General features: G+C 69.6%; 17 protein-coding genes. 4 read left to right on the top strand and 13 right to left on the bottom strand.

Features of this window, described 5'->3' with window-relative positions; translation table 11 throughout:
• Positions 1–63: 63 nt before the first annotated feature.
• Positions 64–273, top strand: a complete 210-nt coding sequence (locus AB6732_RS00850; protein WP_370957624.1) for a hypothetical protein — start codon at positions 64–66, stop codon at positions 271–273.
• A gap of 26 nt (positions 274–299) precedes the next feature.
• Here the strand turns inward: AB6732_RS00850 and AB6732_RS00855 are convergent, their stop codons facing one another.
• Together AB6732_RS00855 and AB6732_RS00860 are read right to left on the bottom strand one after the other, a co-directional pair.
• Positions 300–587 (bottom strand): type II toxin-antitoxin system RelE/ParE family toxin, encoded by a 288-nt coding sequence (locus AB6732_RS00855; RefSeq protein WP_370957625.1) that lies wholly within the window; start codon positions 585–587, stop codon positions 300–302.
• Complete coding sequence (locus AB6732_RS00860; RefSeq protein ID WP_278267241.1) at positions 584–817, bottom strand: type II toxin-antitoxin system ParD family antitoxin; 234 nt, start codon at positions 815–817, stop codon at positions 584–586. The genes AB6732_RS00855 and AB6732_RS00860 overlap by 4 nt, the downstream gene beginning before the upstream one ends.
• 119 nt (positions 818–936) lie before the next feature.
• On the opposite strand from AB6732_RS00860, the gene AB6732_RS00865 reads away from it, so the two are divergent.
• The gene (locus AB6732_RS00865) at positions 937–1,734 is read left to right on the top strand and encodes an SDR family NAD(P)-dependent oxidoreductase (RefSeq protein WP_370957626.1); all 798 of its coding nucleotides are present in this window, start codon (positions 937–939) and stop codon (positions 1,732–1,734) included.
• Here AB6732_RS00865 and AB6732_RS00870 read toward each other — a convergent pair.
• The 7 genes from AB6732_RS00870 to kdpA are packed head-to-tail and all read right to left on the bottom strand — an operon-like array spanning position 1,720 to position 10,709.
• On the bottom strand, positions 1,720–2,277 hold the full coding sequence (locus tag AB6732_RS00870; protein WP_370957627.1) for a GNAT family N-acetyltransferase: 558 nt from the start codon (positions 2,275–2,277) through the stop codon (positions 1,720–1,722). The genes AB6732_RS00865 and AB6732_RS00870 overlap by 15 nt on opposite strands.
• Positions 2,278–2,303: 26 nt before the next feature.
• Positions 2,304–2,954, bottom strand: coding sequence for an HAD-IA family hydrolase (locus AB6732_RS00875; RefSeq protein ID WP_370957628.1), 651 nt, complete (start codon positions 2,952–2,954; stop codon positions 2,304–2,306).
• 43 nt (positions 2,955–2,997) lie between these two features.
• Positions 2,998–3,672: a response regulator gene (locus AB6732_RS00880; RefSeq protein WP_370957629.1), complete on the bottom strand. Its 675-nt coding sequence runs from the start codon at positions 3,670–3,672 to the stop codon at positions 2,998–3,000.
• Entirely contained in the window at positions 3,669–6,248 is a 2,580-nt protein-coding gene (locus AB6732_RS00885; RefSeq protein ID WP_370957630.1) for a DUF4118 domain-containing protein, read from the bottom strand. The genes AB6732_RS00880 and AB6732_RS00885 overlap by 4 nt, the downstream gene beginning before the upstream one ends.
• A 55-nt stretch (positions 6,249–6,303) precedes the next feature.
• A complete protein-coding gene (locus AB6732_RS00890) occupies positions 6,304–6,912 on the bottom strand; it encodes a potassium-transporting ATPase subunit C (protein WP_370957631.1) in 609 nt (202 codons plus the stop codon).
• Positions 6,913–6,921: 9 nt separating this feature from the next.
• The gene (kdpB, locus tag AB6732_RS00895) at positions 6,922–9,072 is read right to left on the bottom strand and encodes a potassium-transporting ATPase subunit KdpB (protein WP_370957632.1); all 2,151 of its coding nucleotides are present in this window, start codon (positions 9,070–9,072) and stop codon (positions 6,922–6,924) included.
• Entirely contained in the window at positions 9,069–10,709 is a 1,641-nt protein-coding gene (gene kdpA, locus AB6732_RS00900) for a potassium-transporting ATPase subunit KdpA (protein ID WP_370957633.1), read from the bottom strand. The genes kdpB and kdpA overlap by 4 nt, the downstream gene beginning before the upstream one ends.
• A gap of 457 nt (positions 10,710–11,166) precedes the next feature.
• Here kdpA and menD point away from each other — a divergent pair, with 457 nt between their 5' ends.
• A complete protein-coding gene (menD, locus tag AB6732_RS00905; RefSeq protein WP_370957634.1) occupies positions 11,167–12,825 on the top strand; it encodes a 2-succinyl-5-enolpyruvyl-6-hydroxy-3-cyclohexene-1-carboxylic-acid synthase in 1,659 nt (552 codons plus the stop codon).
• Positions 12,826–12,950: 125 nt separating this feature from the next.
• Positions 12,951–13,589 carry a hypothetical protein gene (locus tag AB6732_RS00910; protein WP_370957635.1) on the top strand — a complete coding sequence of 213 codons (639 nt, stop codon included), beginning with the start codon at positions 12,951–12,953 and terminating at the stop codon, positions 13,587–13,589.
• A gap of 101 nt (positions 13,590–13,690) precedes the next feature.
• Here the strand turns inward: AB6732_RS00910 and AB6732_RS00915 are convergent, their stop codons facing one another.
• From AB6732_RS00915 to AB6732_RS00930, 4 genes are all read right to left on the bottom strand, one after another.
• A complete protein-coding gene (locus tag AB6732_RS00915; protein WP_370957636.1) occupies positions 13,691–14,464 on the bottom strand; it encodes an amino acid ABC transporter ATP-binding protein in 774 nt (257 codons plus the stop codon).
• Positions 14,465–14,475: 11 nt separating this feature from the next.
• A complete protein-coding gene (locus tag AB6732_RS00920) occupies positions 14,476–15,405 on the bottom strand; it encodes an amino acid ABC transporter permease (RefSeq protein WP_370957637.1) in 930 nt (309 codons plus the stop codon).
• Positions 15,406–15,436: 31 nt separating this feature from the next.
• Entirely contained in the window at positions 15,437–16,396 is a 960-nt protein-coding gene (locus AB6732_RS00925; protein WP_370957638.1) for an ABC transporter substrate-binding protein, read from the bottom strand.
• Positions 16,397–16,838: 442 nt separating this feature from the next.
• Complete coding sequence (locus tag AB6732_RS00930) at positions 16,839–18,170, bottom strand: isochorismate synthase MenF (protein ID WP_370957639.1); 1,332 nt, start codon at positions 18,168–18,170, stop codon at positions 16,839–16,841.
• Between the last annotated feature and the right edge of the window lie 66 nt (positions 18,171–18,236).

The following is an 18,236-nucleotide window of genomic DNA, read 5'->3' on the forward strand; positions in this document are numbered from 1 at the left end:
CGGAGAGCGCTTGTCTGGCCCTGGACGGAGTGGTGGTCCTGGACGGCGCTGCTGGTTTTCCTGATGATCATCGTCGTGCCACTGCTGACCTCCAGGGTGCGGGGCTGTCCAGCCTCCACTGGTTATGGCGACGCCGATCAGTGTGTTGAGACGCCGCTCCTGGGCACCCCGCTCAGCGAGATCCTCACGGGGATCTGCGGAGTCGTGGCGGCGGGCGCCCTCATCGGGCTCGTCTGGACCATCCGGCAGAGAGTCTCCTCAGCGAAGCGGTAGACGCTCACCGAGCGGAGAAGCCAGCCCTACAGGTGCCGGCCCGAGTCCATGCGCTGGTGCAGGACTCTGATCACGTCGACGCCGTCGGCGGCAGCCACGTAGAAGATCAGGTGGCTGCCGATGGCATACTTCCGGTACCCGGCGCGTATCTCATCGCACGTCCTTCCGCGGGCAGGGTCTTCGGCGATGCGTTCCATCGCGGCGTGGAGCTCACGGATGTAGGTCTCCGCCTGCCGCATGTCCCAGCGCTCCGTTGTGTAGTCCCAGATGGACGACAGGTCGGCTCGCGCGGCGGGGGTGAGCCGGAAGCTCATCCCTTCTTCTCGGCGATGAAGGCTTCCAGGTCGAACGGCTCGGGAGTTCCGCTGGATTCACCCTCGGCGAGGGAAGCCCGGAGTGCTGCCAGGTGGGTTTCCTGGTCCTCCAGCAGCCGCAGCCCGGCACGCACCGCTTCGCTCGCCGTCCGGAAGCGCCCGGATTTCACTTCCCGGGCCAGGAAGGCGGCGGAGTGCTCGTCCAGGCTGATCGAGGTGTTGCTGCTCATGCCTTCAAAGTACCAATAATTGGTAATCGCGAACAGGTGTCGCTTGGGACGCTGACCCGGAGCGAAGCGGTAAAACCAAACCCCTGGTCCGCGCCGTGCCCGTGGCCTAGCGTGAGGTCATGACCATGAATCGTTTTGGGGGACGGGTGGTGTTCCTGACCGGGGCGGCCCAGGGGATCGGCGCGGCCACGGCACGGCGCCTCTTCGCGGAGGGCGCCACCGTGGTGCTCGCGGACCGGAACACTGAGGGCGCCACGCGCGTCGCGGAAAACCTCGGAGATCCGGACCGCACACTGGTGGTGCCGTGCGATCTGACGGACCGCGCGTCCGTGGACGGCGCCGTCGCGGCGGCGGTGGAGCGCTTCGGCCGGCTCGACGCCCTCGTCAACGTGGCGGGCGGCGCCCTGCGGCACCCCGGGCTCTTGCACGGGATGGACGACGACGGCTGGAACCGGACGCTCGACCTCAACCTGAGCGGCCCCATGCGCTGCATCCGCGCGGTCGCGCCCCATCTGGGCCCGGGCGGGGCGATCGTCCTGGTGAGCTCGGTCAACGGTCTGCAGGCGTGGGGCGGAGAGTCCTACTCGTCCGCCAAGGCCGGGCTCGTGGTCCTGGCCAAGAATCTCGCCGTGGAGCTGGGCCCGGCTGGGGTGCGCATCAATGTCGTGGCCCCCGGAACCATCCGGACGCCCGTCTGGGACGACCAGGGCGGGCCGGACAAGCTCGCCCCGCTGTACCCGCTGGGCCGGGTGGGGGAGCCCGAGGACATCGCCGCGGCGATCGCCTTCCTCGCCTCGGACGACGCTGCCTGGATCACCGGGATCACCCTCCCGGTCGACGGCGGCGGGGGAACCGGCCCGCTGCACGTCATGCACCAGCTCCGAAAGGATCCGGACGAGGACTCACTCGAAACGTGAGAAGGGTTCCGCGTAACGGAAGGCGCCCCGCTCGCCGTCGTAGGCCGGAAGCAGCCTGACCTGGAAGTAATCGCCCCAGGCGGGGTCCGGGGCGCCGATGCCGTGACGGGATGCCGCGACCCAGCCGTGGCGGCCGTAGTAGCCCGGATCGCCCAGCAGCGCGATGAGCGGCTCACCCAGGAGGACGGCGGCGTCCACGGTCGCGGCCAGCAGGGCGGCGCCGACGCCCTGGCGCTGCGCGGACGGGATCACCGACAGCGGTCCGAGACCGAGCGACGGCGCCGAGGGGGCGTCGCCGTCGTCGAGCGCGCCGCGTGTCGTCATGACGTGACCCACCACGGTCCCGTCCCTCTCCGCGACGAGGGCCAGCCCGGGCAGGTATCCGGGGTCCTCCCGCAGCCACTCGACGAGCACCGCCTCTCCGGGATCCGAGGTGCCGTCGACGGGCGGAGCCGCATGGGGCGCCTCGCGGAACGCGTCCGCGGTCAGGGCGCGGATGGCAGGGAAATCGGCAGGCGTCTCAGGCCGGATCAGGAGGGGCATGGATCCAGCTTTCCAGGCGCGGAGGTTCAGGGGAAGCGCAAGGCCACAGCCTCGGCGTCGCGGGTGACCTCGACGCCGGTCAGGTCCGTCACGTGCACGTCCGGGCCGTGCGCCGCGGACGCGGTCCCGACGCCCACCACAGCCATGCCGGCCGCACGAGCCGCCGCGATGCCCGCTGCGGAGTCCTCGAACACCACACACTCCTCGGGAGCGGCGCCCAGAGCGCGGGCGGCTGCGAGGAAACCCTCCGGGTCCGGCTTGCTGTTCCGCACGTCCTCCGCGCTGACCATGAGGGGCGGCAGCGGGACGCCGGCCGCCGACATCCGTGCCGTCGCGAGTTCCAGGGTGGCCGAGGTGACGAGCGCGTGCGGCGTCCCCTCGAGAGCCCGCACGAAGGCCTGCGCTCCCGGCACCTCGTGGACGCCGTCCAGTTCGCGGACTTCACGAGCCAGCATGGCCTGATTCTCCGCCAGATTGAGCGCGTGCTCACGCTCGGGGAGCAGGACCGCCATGCTCTCCTGGCCCTGGCGGCCATGGATCACGCTGAGAACCCGCTCGGGGTCGAGGCCGTGGGACTCGCCCCACTCCGTCCAGAGCCGTTCCACCACAGTGGACGAATCCACCAGGGTGCCGTCCATGTCGAGCAGAATGGCCTTGACGTTCATCGTTTCTCCCATGAACCCACCCTAAGGGGCACCCGGAAGCGGCCGGTCCGGGGACTCACGGAACGAAGCGGTACCCCATGCCGGGTTCGGTCACGAGATGCGCCGGATGAGCCGGATCCTGCTCCAGTTTCCGCCGCAGTTGGGCGAGGTAGACGCGCAGATACTGGGTCTCCTCCGTGTAGGCCGGGCCCCACACCGAGCGCAGCACGTGCTGCTGGGTGACGAGCTTCCCGGAATTCTCCACGAGGAGCTGGAGCACGGCCCACTCGCGTGGCGTGAGGTGCACCCGCTCGCCGTCGCGGGTGACCGAGGAGGCGGCGAGGTCGATGCGCAGCGCCCCGGCCTCCACAGCCCCGGGCACGGAATCCTGCACCCTCCGGCGCTCCACCGCGCGCATCCGGGCCAGCAGTTCGTCCAGGCCGAAGGGTTTGGTGACATAGTCGTCGGCCCCGGCGTCGAGCGCCTCCACCTTGTCCGAGGAGCCGTGCCGGGCCGAGAGCACGATGATCGGGACCTCCGTCCAGCCGCGGAGGCCGTGGATCACCTCGGTGCCCTCCATATCCGGCAGGCCGAGGTCCAGGACCACCACGTGCGGTGGGTTGTCGGCGGCGGCGCGCAGGGCGGAGGCGCCGTCCGCGGCCACCGCGACGTCGTACCCCTCCGCCCGCAGATTGATCTGGAGGGCGCGGAGCAGCTGCGGCTCGTCGTCCACCACGAGCACTTTCCTCATGCCCGTTCCTCCTGTCCTTCGGGTGTTCCCTGAGCCGCGCCGTGCGAGTGCGGCCCCGCGTACAGCGGGAGCCGGACCACCATCGTCAGGCCGCCGCCCGGTGTCGGCTCCGCCGTGAGCTCTCCGCCCATCGCCTCGATGAAGCCTCGTGCCACCGCGAGCCCCAGCCCGAGCCCGCTCGCCTGCGCGTCCAGCTGACGGAAGGGCTGGAACATCTCGGCCAGGCGCTCCTCAGCCACGCCGGAGCCGTGGTCCACCACTCGGAGTTCGCTCGCGGGACGGCCGTCCAGCACGGGGCCGAGAAGACCACCGGGAGTCGCCACCAGGACCACGCCGGAATCGGGCGCGTGCTTGACGGCGTTCTCCACGAGGTTCGCCAAGGCCCGCCCCAGCAGGCCCCGGTCCGCGTCCACGGGTGGCAGATTCGGGGCGAGTTCCACACGGACCAGGCCTTCGGCCACCCCGGACAAAGCCTCCGGGACCACCTCTAGCCAGGAGACCGGCTCGTGGAGCACCGTGACGGCGTCGCCCGAGATCCGGGACATGTCCAGGAGGTTGGCGATCAGGGACTCCAGCCGGTGGTTGCAGCTCTCGATGGTCTCCAGCATCTCCTCCTCTTCCTCCGCCGTCATCTTGCCCCGCTGACGCCGCAGGGCCGTGGCGGCGAGACCGATCCCCGCGAGCGGCGTGCGGAGGTCGTGGGACGCGGCCTGCAACAAGGACGTCCGGATGCGGTTGCCCTCCGCGAGCTTGACGGTGTCGGCCAGGCTCAGCGCGAGCCGGTCCCGTTCCAGGAGCGCGAGCAGATGGGATTCGAAGGCCCGGAGCAGCCGCCGCTCGCCGCCGGAGAGGACCCGCCCGTTCCACGCGAGCAGCGCGGTGGGGGAGAGCTCCTCGGCGGTGCCGGCTTCGGTCGGGCTGCCGGGGGCGCCGGCGCCGCTGGAGGCGCTGAGCCGCCAGCCGGCGTCGTCACCCGCGGGCTGCGAGCCGTCCCGCTCGAACAGGGACACCGACTCCAGCGAGAACTCCTGCCGCACCTGCCGCAGGAACTCCGCCGGGCTCTGGTCGCTGGCCAGCGACGACGACGCGAGCTCGCTCAGCGTGACGGCTTCGGCCCGCGCACGCCGGGCTTCCACGCTGCGCCGGGCGGACAGCCCCACCACCAGCGAGACGGCGATCGCGACCCCGAGGAACACGATCAGGGCGAAGAGATTCTGGGGATCGGAGATGGTGAACGTGTCCACCGGAGGCGTCACGAAGAAGTTCAGCAGCAGCGAGTCGAGGATCGCTGCCGGGACCGCCGGTTTGAGCCCGCCCACGAAGGCCACCGCGATGACCACGCAGAGGTGAGCCAGCACATGGGTGGCCAGGTCGAGCCCTTGGAACGGGGAGAGCAGCAGCGTGATGAGCGGGGGTCCCACGAGCGCGAGCACGAAGCCCAGCGTGGTCCGGAGCCGGCTCAGGGACGGCGCCGCGGTCGGCAAGGCCGCCTGGCGTCCGGCGAACGGGTGGGTCACGAGATGGACGTCGATATCCCCGGAACCGCGCACCACGGCGTTGCTCACGCCCGTGCCGAGCAACTGGTGGAGCCGCCCGTGCCGGGACACACCGATGACGATCTGCGTGGCGTTCGCGCCCCGGGCATAGTCGAGGAGGGACGCCGCGACATCCTCGCCGGAGACGTGGACGAATCGGCCGCCGAGGTCCTCCACCAGGCGCTGCTGCACGCCCAGCCGGCCCGCCGAACCGTCGTCCAGGCCGTCGGCGCGGCGGACGTGCACGGCCAGGAGGTCGCCGTCGTTCACGCGCGAGAGGATGCGGGCGGCACGGCGCAGGAGGACCTCGCCCTCCGGCCCGCCGGTCAGGCCCACCACGATCCGTTCGCGCGCGGGCCAGGTGCCTTCGATGCCCTGGTGTTCGCGGTACCGGGCCAGGCCCTCGTCCACCCGGTCGGCGAGCCAGATCAGGGCGATCTCCCGCAGGGCGGAGAGGTTGCCGAGCCGGAAGTAGTTGGCGAGGGCGGCGTCGATGTTCTCCGCCGGGTAGACGTCACCCTGGCTCAGCCGCTGGCGGAGCAGCTCCGGTGCGATGTCCACGAGCTCGATCTGGTCCGCATGCCGCACCACCGCGTCCGGGACCGTCTCCTGCTGCCGGGTGCCGGTGATGGCCTGGACCACGTCGTGGAGGGAGGCGAGGTGCTGCACGTTGACGGTGGAGAGCACGTCGATCCCCGCGGCCAGGAGTTCCTCCACGTCCTCCCAGCGCTTCGCGTTCCGGCAGCCGGGGGCGTTGCTGTGGGCGTATTCGTCCACGACGGCGACGGCCGGCGCGCGCTCCAGCACGGCGTCGAGGTCCATCTCCTCCAGCGCGGCGCCGCGGTGCGTGTGGCGGCGGAGAGGAACCGACTCGAGTCCGTCGAGCAGGTGGGCCGTCTGCGGCCGGCCGTGATCGAGGGCGACGGCCACCACCACGTCCTCGCCGGCGGCCCGGAGCCGATGGGCCTCCTCCAGCATGGCGTACGTCTTGCCGACGCCCGGGGCCGCCCCGAGGAACACCCGCAACCGGCCGCGTCTCATGCGCCGATCCTAACAGCGTGAGCGCGGACCGTGCGGGTGGCCCTCGGGCGGTCCACTAGTGGCTCCCGGCCTGCGACGGCGCCGTCTGCAGCCGCTTGCCCAGCGCCAGGTTCAGCGTCGTGGTGTTGACCGATTCCTGGCCCAGCAAGGACTCCACTCCCGTGGTGGTCGACTGCTGGATGAGGGTCTGCACCTCGGCCAGGCTCAGCCCGGTGGCCCGGGCCACGCGCGGCGCCTGCAGCGCCGCGTAGGCGGGGGAGATGTCCGGGTCCAGGCCGGAGGCGGACGAGGTCACGGCATCCTCCGGAACCGCCGAACGGTCCACGCCCTCCCGGTTAGCGACGGCGGTGCGCGCCGCGTCCTTCGCTTCCTTCAGGGCGGCGGAGGTGGGGGCGAGGTTGGTCGCCGAGGACGTCTTCGGGTCCCAGCTCACGGCGGAAGGCCGCGGGAAGAAGAACCGGCGGTCCGTCTCCGGCACGGGCTGGGCGATGAGCGAGGAGGCGGCCGGCGAGCCGTTCACGCTCTGCACCGAGCCGTTGGCCTGGGCCGGGGCGATCGCCTGGCCGAGCCCGAAGACCGCCAAGGGGTACAGCCCGCCCAGGATGACGGTGAGCAGGGCCAGCAGGACGAAGGCCACGCGAAATTGTCGCAATGTCGTGGTCATGAGGTGCTCCTACGCGAGTCCGGGCAGCAGAGCCACCACGAGGTCGATGAGTTTGATGCCGAGGAACGGCGCGATCAGGCCGCCGACGCCGAACACCAGCAGATTGCGCCGCAGCGCGTTCTGGGCGCTCACGGCGCGGTACTTCACGCCCTTGAGCGCGAGCGGCACCAGGGCGACGATCACCAGGGCGTTGAAGATGACGGCGGAGAGGATCGCGCTCTGCGGGGAATGCAGGCCCATGATGTTCAGCAGCCCGAGGCCCGGGTAGGCCACGGTGAACAGGGCCGGGATGATCGCGAAGTACTTCGCGACGTCGTTGGCCACGGAGAAGGTGGTGAGCGAGCCGCGCGTGATGAGCAGCTGCTTGCCGATCGCCACGATGTCCAGGAGCTTGGTGGGATCCGAGTCCAGGTCCACCATGTTCGCGGCCTCCTTGGCGGCCTGCGTCCCGGAGTTCATGGCGACCCCCACGTCCGCGGCGGCGAGCGCCGGGGCGTCGTTGGTGCCGTCGCCGGTCATGGCCACGAGCCGTCCGGCGGCCTGTTCCGCGTGGATCCGGGCGAGCTTGTCCTCCGGGGTGGCCTCGGCGAGGTAGTCGTCCACCCCGGCCTGCTCGGCGATCGCCGCAGCGGTCAGGGGATTGTCACCGGTGATCATGACGGTGCGGATGCCCATGGTGCGCAGCGTGGAGAACCGTTCGGCGATGCCGGGCTTCACCACATCGGCCAGTTCCACGGTGCCCAGCACCTCCACGCCGCCCCGGGCGTCCTGGCGTGCGACCACCAGCGGGGTGCTGCCCCGCCGGGAGAGTTCCTCCACGGTGGCGGAGACCGCGCCGGGAAGCGCGCTGCCGCCGTCTTCGGCCCAGTGCCCGACGGCGGCCGCCGCCCCCTTGCGCACCTTCACTCCGTGGTGGTCGAGGCCGCTCATCCGCGTCGCCGCGGTGAACTCCACGGCCTCGGCCGGGTCCGGGCCGCTGAACAGGTCCTCGAGGGTGGGCCGCCCCTGCGCGGGGGTGGCTCCGGTGCTCTCGGCCAGCTCCACGATGGACCGGCCTTCCGGCGTCTCGTCGGCGAGCGAGGAGAGCCGTGCGGCTTCGATCAGTTCCTCCCGAGCCACTCCCGGGGCGGGCACGAACTCCACGGCACGGCGGTTGCCGTAGGTGATGGTGCCGGTCTTGTCCATCATGAGGGTGGTGATGTCCCCGGCCGTCTCCACGGCGCGTCCGCTCGTGGCCAGCACGTTGTGCTGCACCAGGCGGTCCATGCCGGCGATGCCGATGGCCGGCACCAGGGCGCCGATGGTGGTCGGGATGAGGCAGACCAGGAGGGCCACGAGGACGATGGGGCTCGGAACCGCCCCGGCGAGCTGGGAGAACGGGACCAGGGTCACCGTCACCACCAGGAAGGTGATGGTCAGCGCCACGAGGAGGACGTGCAGCGCGATCTCGTTGGGGGTGCGCTTGCGTTCGGCGCCTTCCACGAGGGAGATCATGCGGTCCAGGAAGGTCGCTCCCGGCTCGGCGCTGATGCGGACCACGATGCGGTCGGAGAGCACCGTGGTGCCGCCCGTCACGGCGGAGCGGTCGCCGCCGGACTCACGGACCACGGGGGCGGACTCACCTGTGATGGCGGATTCGTCCACCATCGCCAGGCCCTCGACGATCTCGCCGTCGGAGGGGATGACGTCCCCGGCCTCGCACACCACCAGGTCACCCCGGTGGAGTTCGGAGGCCGCGACGGTCTCCTCGGTGGCCCCGTGGAGCTTGCGGGCCTTCAGACCTTCACGACTGGCGCGCAGGCTGTCGGCCTGGGCTTTGCCGCGGCCTTCTGCGAGGGCTTCCGAGTAGTTGCCGAAGAGGACGGTGAGGGCCAACCACACCGTCACGGCCAGGCTGAACCCGGCCTCCGGCGAGCCGGAGGCGAACTGTCCCACGCAGACCAGGAGGGAGACCGCCGTGCCCACCAGGACGGTGAACATGACCGGGGAGTGGGCCATGGCCCGGGGCGAGAACTTCTTCAGAGCGAGAGGCATCGCGCCCAGCAGGGTCTTGCGGTCCCAGCTGCTGCGGCGCTTGTAGCTGTGTCCGGAGAGCTCCTCCTCGCGGGGCACGGGAGAGGCTGCGGGCCGGGTGGTGGTGTCGTCGAGTGCGGTCTTCATGACAGGGTGCCTTCTGCGAGCGGGCCCAGCGCGAGCGCTGGGAGGTAGTTGAGGGCGGTCAGCAGGACCGCGACGGTGCTGAGCATGACGGCGAACAGGCCGCCATGGGTGGGAAGCGTGCCGGCCGACGCCGGAACGCGGGGCTGGGTGACGAAGGCGCCTGCGAGGGCGAGGACCAGGACGATGCCCACGAAGCGGCCGAGCCACATGGCGATGCCGAGCATGGTGGACAGCGCGGGACCCGAGCTCGTGATGCCGCCGAACGCCGAGCCGTTGTTGTTGGCGCCGGAGGTGAAGGCGTACAGGACCTCGCTGAACTGGTGCGGTCCCTGGGCCGGGGCCTGGGAGAGGATCCCCGGGACGAGCACGGCGATGCCGGACAGGACCAGGACCAGGACGGGCACCACCAGGAGGTACAGCGCGGCGAGCGTCATGTGCCGGGCCTGGACCTTCTTGCCCAGGTACTCGGGTGTGCGTCCGACCATCAGCCCGGCCAGGAACACCGTGACCACTGCGATCACCAGCATGCCGTACAGGCCGGACCCCACCCCGCCCGGAGCCACTTCACCCAGCATCATGTTGACCATGGCCAGGCCACCGGCCAGGGGTGGCAGGGAGTCGTGCGCCGCGTTCACGGCGCCCGTGGACGTCAGCGTGGTGGCGGAAGCGAACACACCGCTCGCAGCCGGGCCGAAGCGCTGTTCCAGACCCTCGCCGGCACCCGGGAAAGCCGCCAGCGCCCAGGCCATCGCCGTCGTCGTGAGTGCCCAGAGGCCGCCCATCACACCCAGCACCGTGAAGCCCTGACGGGCGTCGCCAGCCATGCGCCCGAAGACGTATGGCAGCGCCGAGGGGATCAGGAGGATGAGGAACACCTCGAAGAGGGAGGTGAAGGAGTTCGGGTTCTCGAACGGATGTGCCGAGTTGGCATTGAAGTAACCGCCGCCGTTGGTGCCGAGGAGCTTGATGGCCTCCTGGCTCGCGACGGGGCCACCAGGGAGGGTCTGAGACGCTCCGGTGAAGGGGTTCGTGACGGAGCCGCTCCAGAAGTTCTGGACCACGCCGGCCACCACGAGCACGACGGCGCCCACCACGGCCAGGGGAAGCAGAACCCGGAGTGTGATCCGGACCAGGTCGGCCCAGAAGTTGCCCAGGTGGCTGGTGCCGAAGCGGGTGAGGCCGCGCATGAGGGCCACGGCCACACAGATGCCCACCGCCGCGGAGAGGAAGTTCTGCACGGCCAGCAGAGCCATCTGTGCTCCGAAGCCGAGCGTCGTCTCGGGGACGTACACCTGCCAGTTCGTGTTGGTGACGAAGGAGATGGCGGTGTTCATCGACGTCCACGGATCCACCGCGCCCGGTCCGCCGGGGGTGTAGAGCCCCTGGAGCCGTAACAGCAGGTAGATGACCAGGACGGAGACGATCGAGAACGCGAGCACGCTGCGGGTGTACCCGAGCCAGCCCTGTTCGCGGGTCGAGGACACCCCGGACAGGCGGAAGAGGACCCGCTCCACCCGGGAGTCCTTGCGGCCCTCCAGCGCGGCATGCAGGTAGAGACCCAGGGGCTTGTGAAGGACCCCCAGGAGAAGCAGCAGGACGGCGATCTGCGTGAGGAAGGAGAGCCAGGAGTACTGCATCACTGCCCCTTGTCGGAAGACTTGCCGGAAGAGATGAGGGAGACCACCAGGTAGACCAGCAGCGCAGCCGCCACCAGCCCCAGGAGGGCCCAGACCAGGACGTCGACGGTCATTTCCGTCCCACCACCTTGTCGATCGCACTGGCCAGCCAGACCATGGCGCCGGACAGGAGCACGAAGACCCCCACCGCGATCACGTCGTCCATCTCACGTTCCTTTCGCCGCCCGGTGCGGGCGGACCATTCGCACTGGGCGCGGTTCACGCCGCACCCCGGACCGCGCCGCGGCCCACACCTTCAGTGAAGTCCTGTGAGGGGCCGTTGACGCCGCCTTTTACGCTTCCTTGATGCGTGAGGACGGAACCTTTGCACTTCCTTTACGCGGGCTTTCCGTGGAGTGCCGGTGAGCGGTGACGGCACGGAGTGAGCGCGCCAGAGGCCGCTCACTACACTGGTCTGGTGACTGAGCTCTCCGCCCTCGCCTCCGCCCGGATCGTCGTCGCTGAACTGCTCGACGGCGGTGTGCGGCACGTGGCCGTCTCGCCGGGCTCGCGGTCGGCGCCTCTCGCGTACGCGCTCGCGGAAGCGGAGGCCGAGGGACGCATCACCCTGCACGTGCGGATCGACGAGCGCGCGGCGGCCTTCACCGCGCTGGGCGTGATCCTGGGCAGCGGGGCCCCGGCCGCCGTCGTCGTGACCTCAGGGACGGCCGTGGGCAACCTTCTGCCTGCGGTCATGGAGGCCGACCACGTCGCGGCGCCGCTCGTGGTGCTCTCCGCGGACCGGCCCCTGGAACTGCGCGGCACCGGTGCCAGCCAGACCACGGAGCAGATGGACCTGTTCGGGGAGCACGCGCGGTTCGCCGTGGACGTGCCTGCCGGGGACGACCCGCAGCGTGGAGTCCGGACCGCACTGAGCGCCGCGACCGGCGCCTTCGAGGAGCTGCCGCCCGGCCCGGTCCAGGTGAATCTCGCCTTCCGTGACCCGCTCCTGCCCGGAGCGGACGCGGAGTTCCCGGCTGTCTCCGAGCGCAGGCCGTTCCACTTCGCCCCGGACCCTGCGCCGATCCACTACGACGCCCCGGACGGCCTCGCCGAACACCGCACCCTGGTGCTTGCCGGGCACGACGCCGGGCCGATCGCGGAGGCGTTCGCCCGCGCCCACGGGCTGCCGCTGGCCGCCGAGCCGAGTTCGAACGCCCGTTTCGGTCCGAATGCCGTGGGGCCGTACCGGCTCCTGCTGGACCGCTTCGGTCCGGAGTCCGCGGAGCCGCTGGAACGGGTGGTGGTGTTCGGACGACCGACGCTGTCCCGTCCCGTCACCGCGCTTCTTGCACGTCAGGACATCCCGCTGGCGCTCTACGAACCCGTCCCCGTGGCCTGGTACCAGCCCGGACGCCGCCTCGAGCGGCCGGTCGCGACGCTGCGGGAGCTTTCCGAGTTCGCCGGGCGCGCACCGGAGGGCTGGCTCGACACCTGGCTGCTGGCGGGGGAGAAGGCCCAGCACGGCATCGAACGGGTGCTCGCCCAGGAGCCCGGCCTGACGGGACCGTCGGTCGCCGCCGCGGTGTGGGCAGCCACCCGGGGGCAGCTCGTGCTCGGTTCGTCCAACGGCATCCGCGACGCCGACCTGGCCGCCGCTCCCACGCGGGAACCCCTGGCGACCGTCCATGCCAACCGCGGCCTCGCAGGGATCGACGGCATGACCTCGACCGCGGTCGGCGTGGCCCTGGGGTCGGGCCGTGAGACCACGCTGCTGTGCGGCGACGTGACCTTCCTGCACGACGCCGGCGGACTCTTCCTCGGCGCAGGGGAAGCCGAGCCGGATCTGCGCGTGGTGGTCCTCAACGACCAGGGCGGCGCGATCTTCAGCACCCTCGAACACGGCGGGCTGCGCGGGGGCTACGAGTCCGCCGTCGAGCGCCTTTTCGGCACGCCACACACCGTCCGCCTCGACGCGCTCGCCGCCGCTTACGGCGTGCCGCACCGCGTCGTGACGACGACGGCGGAGCTCGACGCGGCCTTGGCGGAACCGGTGCGGGGCCGCAGTGTGCTGGAGGTCCGGTGCTCACGCGACGGCCTCCGGGACCTCCACGCCCGCATCCGCGAAGCACTCTGACTCCTGCTCTTCCCATCGACTGCTCCATAGATGTCGTTTTGACCGCCCAAACCGACATTTACGGAGCAGTCGATGAGGTGGGATCGGGGGTTCCGGGAGCCGGAGGGGCAGCGTAGCCTGAGGGCATGTCGGGGGGAACAAGGGGACGGAGCGTCTCGGGGTTCGGGCGACTCATACTGTCGGCAGCCCTGCTCGCCGTCGGCACGCTGACGGGATGCACTCCGGTGAACCCGCCGGATGGTGCGTCGACCGTGGGGACCGCGCCGCCGTCGTCGTCGTCTGACAGCGCGACGCCGGTCACCACCAGCGCCGCCCCGCCCGCCGGTCACTACGACGCCGGCTGCCGGCAGGGCCAGAAGGACGCCAAGGACTTCGACCCGACGCGACAGGTCATCTCCCTCGACCCGCTCTTCATCCGGGACAACTTCTCCGGTTCCGCGACACCGCAGTTCGACGGAGCAGTGCAGTGGATGAAGGACCCGTTCTTCGTACGCGCCGGCCGCACCGTGACGGTGACCGTGGCGCCGGACCAGCAACGGACGGTCGGCCTCGTCGCGGAGTACGGCGCCCGCGAGGGCAACACCTCGATCACCTTCACCGCGTGCCCAGCTTCCGCGACGCCGTACACCTGGTGGCCGGGCGGCTTCCTCGTCCACGGGCGCGACGCCGTGTGCCTCCGTCTCACGGTCGCCGTCGCCGGGGCGGAGGGCGTGCGCAAGCCGGTCATCCCGGCGGGTGACATCGCCTGCCCGCCGTCCTGGTGACTCCTTAAACGCCGATCGACTGCTCCATACGATGCCGGAATCCCCGGAAAACCGGGGAAAACGACGTCGTATGGAGCAGTCGATCAGAGGCGAGGGACGCGTCAGAGCACGCGGCTCAGGAACTCCTTGGTGCGTTCGTGCTGCGGCGCGGCGATGATCGCCCGGGGATCACCGGACTCCACCACCACACCGGCGTCCATGAACGTCAGGGTGTCGCCGACCTCGCGGGCGAAGCCGATCTCGTGCGTCACCACGATCATGGTCATGCCGGACTTGGCGAGGTCCTTCATCACGTTCAGCACGTCGCCCACGAGCTCCGGGTCCAGGGCCGAGGTGGGCTCGTCGAAGAGCATGACCTCGGGTTCCATGGCCAGCGCCCGGGCGATCGCCACGCGCTGCTGCTGACCGCCGGAGAGCTGCGACGGGTAGTGGTTGACCTTGTCGCCCAGGCCCACCATCTTCAGTAATTCGTGCGCACGGTTCTTGGCCGTCGACTTGCTCTGGCCCTTGACCTGGATAGGCGCCTCGATGACATTCTCCAGCGCGGTCATGTGCGGGAAGAGGTTGAACTTCTGGAACACCATGCCGATGTTCTGGCGCTGAGCGGCGATCTCCTTGTCCTTGAGATCGTGCAGCTGGCCGTTCTTCTCGCGGTAGCCGATCAGCTGATCGCCCACGTGGATGCGGCCGGCGCTGATGGTCTCCATCAGGTTCACGCAGCGGAGCATGGTCGACTTGCCGGAGCCGGAGGGCCCGATGACGACGGCCACCTCGCCCTTCTTCACCGTCATGTCGATGCCCTTGAGGACATGGTGGTGCCCGTAGTACTTGTGCAGGCCCTCGATGCGGACGAGGGGCTTGTTCTCTTCAGTCATTGTCTCGAGCCTCACTGTCCGGACATTCGCGGGGCACCCTCGGCCAGCATCTGGGCCTTGAGCGCGTCCGGATTGATCACCTGGGGCGCGCCTCCGTCGACGCCTCGGCCGTAGTACTTCTCGAGGTAGTGCTGACCCACCATGAGGATGCTGGTGATGAGCAGGTACCAGATCGCCGCGACGATGAGCAGCGGAACCGGGAGGTAGAGACGGTTTGCCAGGGCGTTCGTGACGAACGTCAGGTCGAGGGTGAACGGCACGGCGAGGACGAGGGAGGTGGTCTTCAGCATGCCGATGGTCTCGTTGCCGGTCGGGGGCACGATGATCCGCATGGCCTGGGGCAGGACGATGCGCCACATGATCTTGCCGTTGGACATGCCCAGGGCCTGCGCGGCTTCCATCTGACCCTTGTCCACGGACTTGAGGCCGGCACGGAAGATCTCGGCCAGGTAGGCCGACTCGTTGAGGCCCAGGCCCAGGATGGCGGCCACGGTCGCGGTGATCACGGTGGACGTGTCGACGCTGAACCACTGGGGACCATAGGGGATTCCCGCGCTGATCTTCGGGTAAAGCACCGCGATAAGGCCCCAGAAGATCAACTGGGTGTACACCGGGGTGCCCCGGAAGAACCACACCCAGAACCAGGCCGACCAGCGGAGGACAGGGTTGTCGGACTGGCGCATGACGGCGAGCAGGATGGCGAGGATGATCGCAATCGCCATGGAAGCCACGGTCAGCAGCAGGGTCCAGCCCACACCCTGCACGACTTTGACGTCGAGGATGTACTTGCCCACCACATCCCAGTGGAATTCCTTGTTGGTGAAGACATTCACCAGGATGGCGACGACCACTCCGATGATGATGACCGCACTGACGATGCGACCCGGGTGCCGCACCGGCACTGAGTGATTCAGCACCGGTGCGTCGTCTTTGTGACTCATGATCTACCTGAGCTTCTGGGGAGAGAGCGGATCAGGACGCGGCCGGAGCCGGGTTCAGCTCGGACTTGGTGATCGCACCTTCGGAGTTGCCCCAGGCGTCGAGGATCTTCTTGTAGGAGCCGTCCGCGATGAGGCTGTTCAGGGTGTCCTGGACCAGGGTCGCCAGAGCGGTGTCGGCCTTGGCCACGGTCACGCCCTGGGGAGCGGCGTCGTAGATGTCGCCGATCTTCTCGAGCTGGCCGTTGGTCTGGGTCAGCGCGTAGCCGATGATGGGGGAGTCGGCGGCCATCGCGTCGATGGAGCCGTTCACCAGGCGGGTGGTGACGTCGGTCTGGTTCTTCAGGGTCACGATGTCGATCGGCTTCTTGCCGGCGTCGACGCACTTCTTGTTGCGGTCCTTCAGATCCGGGTCCTCCTGGACGGTGCCGGTCTGGACGCCGATGGACTTGCCGCAGACGTCATCCAGGCTGAAGCCCTTGGGGTTGCCCTTCTTGACGGCCCACGTGGTGCCGGCCTTGAAGTAGCTGACCATGTTGACGGCCTGGAGGCGCTCCTTGTTGATGGTGAAGGAGGAGATGCCCAGGTCGTACTTGGGGCCGAGCGCGGGGAGGATGCCGGTGAACTCGGCGGTCTGAACCTGGACCTTGAGGCCGAGCTTCGCGCCGATCGCCTTGGCGATGTCGACGTCGTAGCCGATCGGGGTCTGGCCGTCCGCGTCGAGGAATTCCGCCGGGGCGTAGCTGGTGTCGGAGCCGACGGTCAGCGTGCCCTTGGACTTGATGGCGGCCGGGACCTTGGCGGCGAGGGCGTCGTCCTTCTGGACGGTGCTGGGATCGAACGTCGCAGCGCTGGAGGAGCCGGAGGACGGCTTGGAACCGTTGTCTGCCGTCTCGGAGGCATTGGTGCAGGCGGAGAGTGCCAGCGCGCCGATGGCCAGTACGGCTGCCGTCTTGACCTTGGTGCTACCGAAGAGGGAGCGGTTGAACATCATGATTTTTACCCTTTGTTGCGCTGGGACCTGGAGTTGAGTCCGCTTAAGTGTAGTCACGCATTGAGAGGTGCGTCACAGTCAACTTGCATTGACTATTGGACAACGTTGCGCCGCGAAGCACAAGCCTTGAATGTTGCCTGACGGTAAATTCTTCAGCTCCGCCCCTCGGTGTGACTCCCATCACTAAAGCGCAGATCGGGCCTCGGAAGGGAATCCGAAACGCCATTGTGTCCGGTATTCCGGACGCGAAAGACATGCTTCGGAAAACGACGACGCCGGCACACCCTCCTGCGGCACATCGCCGGTCGCGCCGAACGAAGTGAGCGCGGGAAGGGTAGGGCTCGAAGCGTCGCTGCGTGACGGGTCGCCGCGTGGAACGCCGGGAGAACCCGCGAGGCGTGCCTTGTCCGGACCTCGCACGGACGCCACCCGGCGTCACGCCTCAGGATGCGACGTTGAGCGCTTCCAGCATCGGGCGGAACTTCGCCCACGTCTCCGCGAGCTCGGACTCGGGGATCGATCCCTCCACGACGCCGCAGCCGGCGAAGAGCCGCGCCGTCGACCCGTCCAGGAGTCCGCCGCGCAGCCCGATGCCCCACTCGCCGTTCCCGGCGGCGTCGAGCCAGCCCACCGGCCCGGCGTAAGGCCCGCGGTCCAGGTGCTCCAGTTCGCGGATGATGGCGCCCGCCGGCAGGGTGGGCGTTCCGCACACGGCGGCGGTCGGGTGAAGGGCGTTGACCAGCGCGAGGGAGGACGGGATGTGCCCTTCGGCGTCCAGGAGCTCGGCCTTCACATCGGAGGCGAGGTGCCACACATTGGGCAGCTCCAGGATGAACGGCTCTTCATGAGCGTCAGTGGCCTCGGAGAACGGTTCCAGCGCGTTGACCAGGGAATCGATGGCGATCTGGTGTTCGTGGCGCTGCTTCACCGAACCGGCGAGGACCCGTTCGGCGAAGGCGGTCTCGTCCTCGTCCGCGGTGCGTTCCACGGCGTCCCGGCGGTCCAGGGTCCCGGCGAGGACGCGGGCCTGGGCGGTGCGGCCCACCACCTGGATGAGCATCTCCGGAGTCGCTCCGACGAAGCCGTCCACACGGTACGTCCAGCATTCGCGGTACTGCCGGGCCAGTCGGGCCAGGACGTTCTCGGGGACCACGGTGGAAGGCAGGTCCACCTCGACGTCGCGGGCCAGGACGATCTTCTCGACGGCGCCGGAGCGGATGCGCGCCACGCCTTCCTGGACGGCGGCCATCCAGTCCGCCTCGCTCAGCGAGCCTGGGCGGATGGGGGCGTTCAGCGCGGGGCGCTGCGCGGCGTCGTCGTCCGAGGACTGCGGACGGGGGAGCAGGCGCTCGACGGCGTCGCGGACGTCGTCCTCCGACGGCGCGGAGTCCGCGAAGGTCGACAGCGTCGCCCAGCGCAGGCCGTTCCGCTGGCCGATGACGAGTTCGGGCACCACGAGGCGCGAGGCGTAGCCGGATGTCTTGGAGAACGCGAAGGACCCGAACGCGGCAGGACCGGTGCCGGGAAGGCCGAGGGGGTCGTTGACCTGCGCCGTCAGTGACAGGGCGCGCCACCATTGCTCGGCGAGCATGAAACGTTCCGGGCCGGAGACCTCGAAGCGGGTCACTTCGCCGAAGCCGAGGAGGCCCGAACCGCGGCGGATCCAGCTCAGCGCGACGGCGGGGGCATGAGGGTCGGCGAGGAAAGCCGCCAGACCGTCCTCGGAGGCGTCCTCGCCCAGAGGTACGGTGGTGCTCTTCAGCGTGCTGCTCATGATGGAACAAGGGTACTCCTGAACTGCGCTTCGTCCTGTTCAGAGGCTGTTCCGTCCGTCCCCTCC

The organism is Arthrobacter sp. RCC_34 (genome assembly GCF_041360795.1).
In the GTDB taxonomy this organism is placed as follows: domain Bacteria; phylum Actinomycetota; class Actinomycetes; order Actinomycetales; family Micrococcaceae; genus Arthrobacter_E.

Excerpts from the sequence above, each read along its gene's own strand:
- kdpA (WP_370957633.1), bottom strand. The coding sequence starts at position 10,709 with ATGCAGTACTCCTGGCTCTCCTTCCTCACGCAGATCGCCGTCCTGCTG.
- AB6732_RS00930 (WP_370957639.1), bottom strand. The coding sequence starts at position 18,170 with ATGAGCAGCACGCTGAAGAGCACCACCGTACCTCTGGGCGAGGACGCC.
- AB6732_RS00865 (WP_370957626.1), top strand. The coding sequence starts at position 937 with ATGACCATGAATCGTTTTGGGGGACGGGTGGTGTTCCTGACCGGGGCG.
- AB6732_RS00925 (WP_370957638.1), bottom strand. The coding sequence starts at position 16,396 with ATGATGTTCAACCGCTCCCTCTTCGGTAGCACCAAGGTCAAGACGGCA.
- kdpB (WP_370957632.1), bottom strand. The coding sequence starts at position 9,072 with ATGAAGACCGCACTCGACGACACCACCACCCGGCCCGCAGCCTCTCCC.
- AB6732_RS00855 (WP_370957625.1), bottom strand. The coding sequence starts at position 587 with ATGAGCTTCCGGCTCACCCCCGCCGCGCGAGCCGACCTGTCGTCCATC.
- AB6732_RS00885 (WP_370957630.1), bottom strand. The coding sequence starts at position 6,248 with ATGAGACGCGGCCGGTTGCGGGTGTTCCTCGGGGCGGCCCCGGGCGTC.
- AB6732_RS00850 (WP_370957624.1), top strand. The coding sequence starts at position 64 with ATGATCATCGTCGTGCCACTGCTGACCTCCAGGGTGCGGGGCTGTCCA.
- AB6732_RS00875 (WP_370957628.1), bottom strand. The coding sequence starts at position 2,954 with ATGGGAGAAACGATGAACGTCAAGGCCATTCTGCTCGACATGGACGGC.
- AB6732_RS00860 (WP_278267241.1), bottom strand. The coding sequence starts at position 817 with ATGAGCAGCAACACCTCGATCAGCCTGGACGAGCACTCCGCCGCCTTC.
- AB6732_RS00920 (WP_370957637.1), bottom strand. The coding sequence starts at position 15,405 with ATGAGTCACAAAGACGACGCACCGGTGCTGAATCACTCAGTGCCGGTG.
- AB6732_RS00915 (WP_370957636.1), bottom strand. The coding sequence starts at position 14,464 with ATGACTGAAGAGAACAAGCCCCTCGTCCGCATCGAGGGCCTGCACAAG.
- AB6732_RS00890 (WP_370957631.1), bottom strand. The coding sequence starts at position 6,912 with ATGACCACGACATTGCGACAATTTCGCGTGGCCTTCGTCCTGCTGGCC.
- AB6732_RS00880 (WP_370957629.1), bottom strand. The coding sequence starts at position 3,672 with ATGAGGAAAGTGCTCGTGGTGGACGACGAGCCGCAGCTGCTCCGCGCC.
- AB6732_RS00870 (WP_370957627.1), bottom strand. The coding sequence starts at position 2,277 with ATGCCCCTCCTGATCCGGCCTGAGACGCCTGCCGATTTCCCTGCCATC.
- AB6732_RS00910 (WP_370957635.1), top strand. The coding sequence starts at position 12,951 with ATGTCGGGGGGAACAAGGGGACGGAGCGTCTCGGGGTTCGGGCGACTC.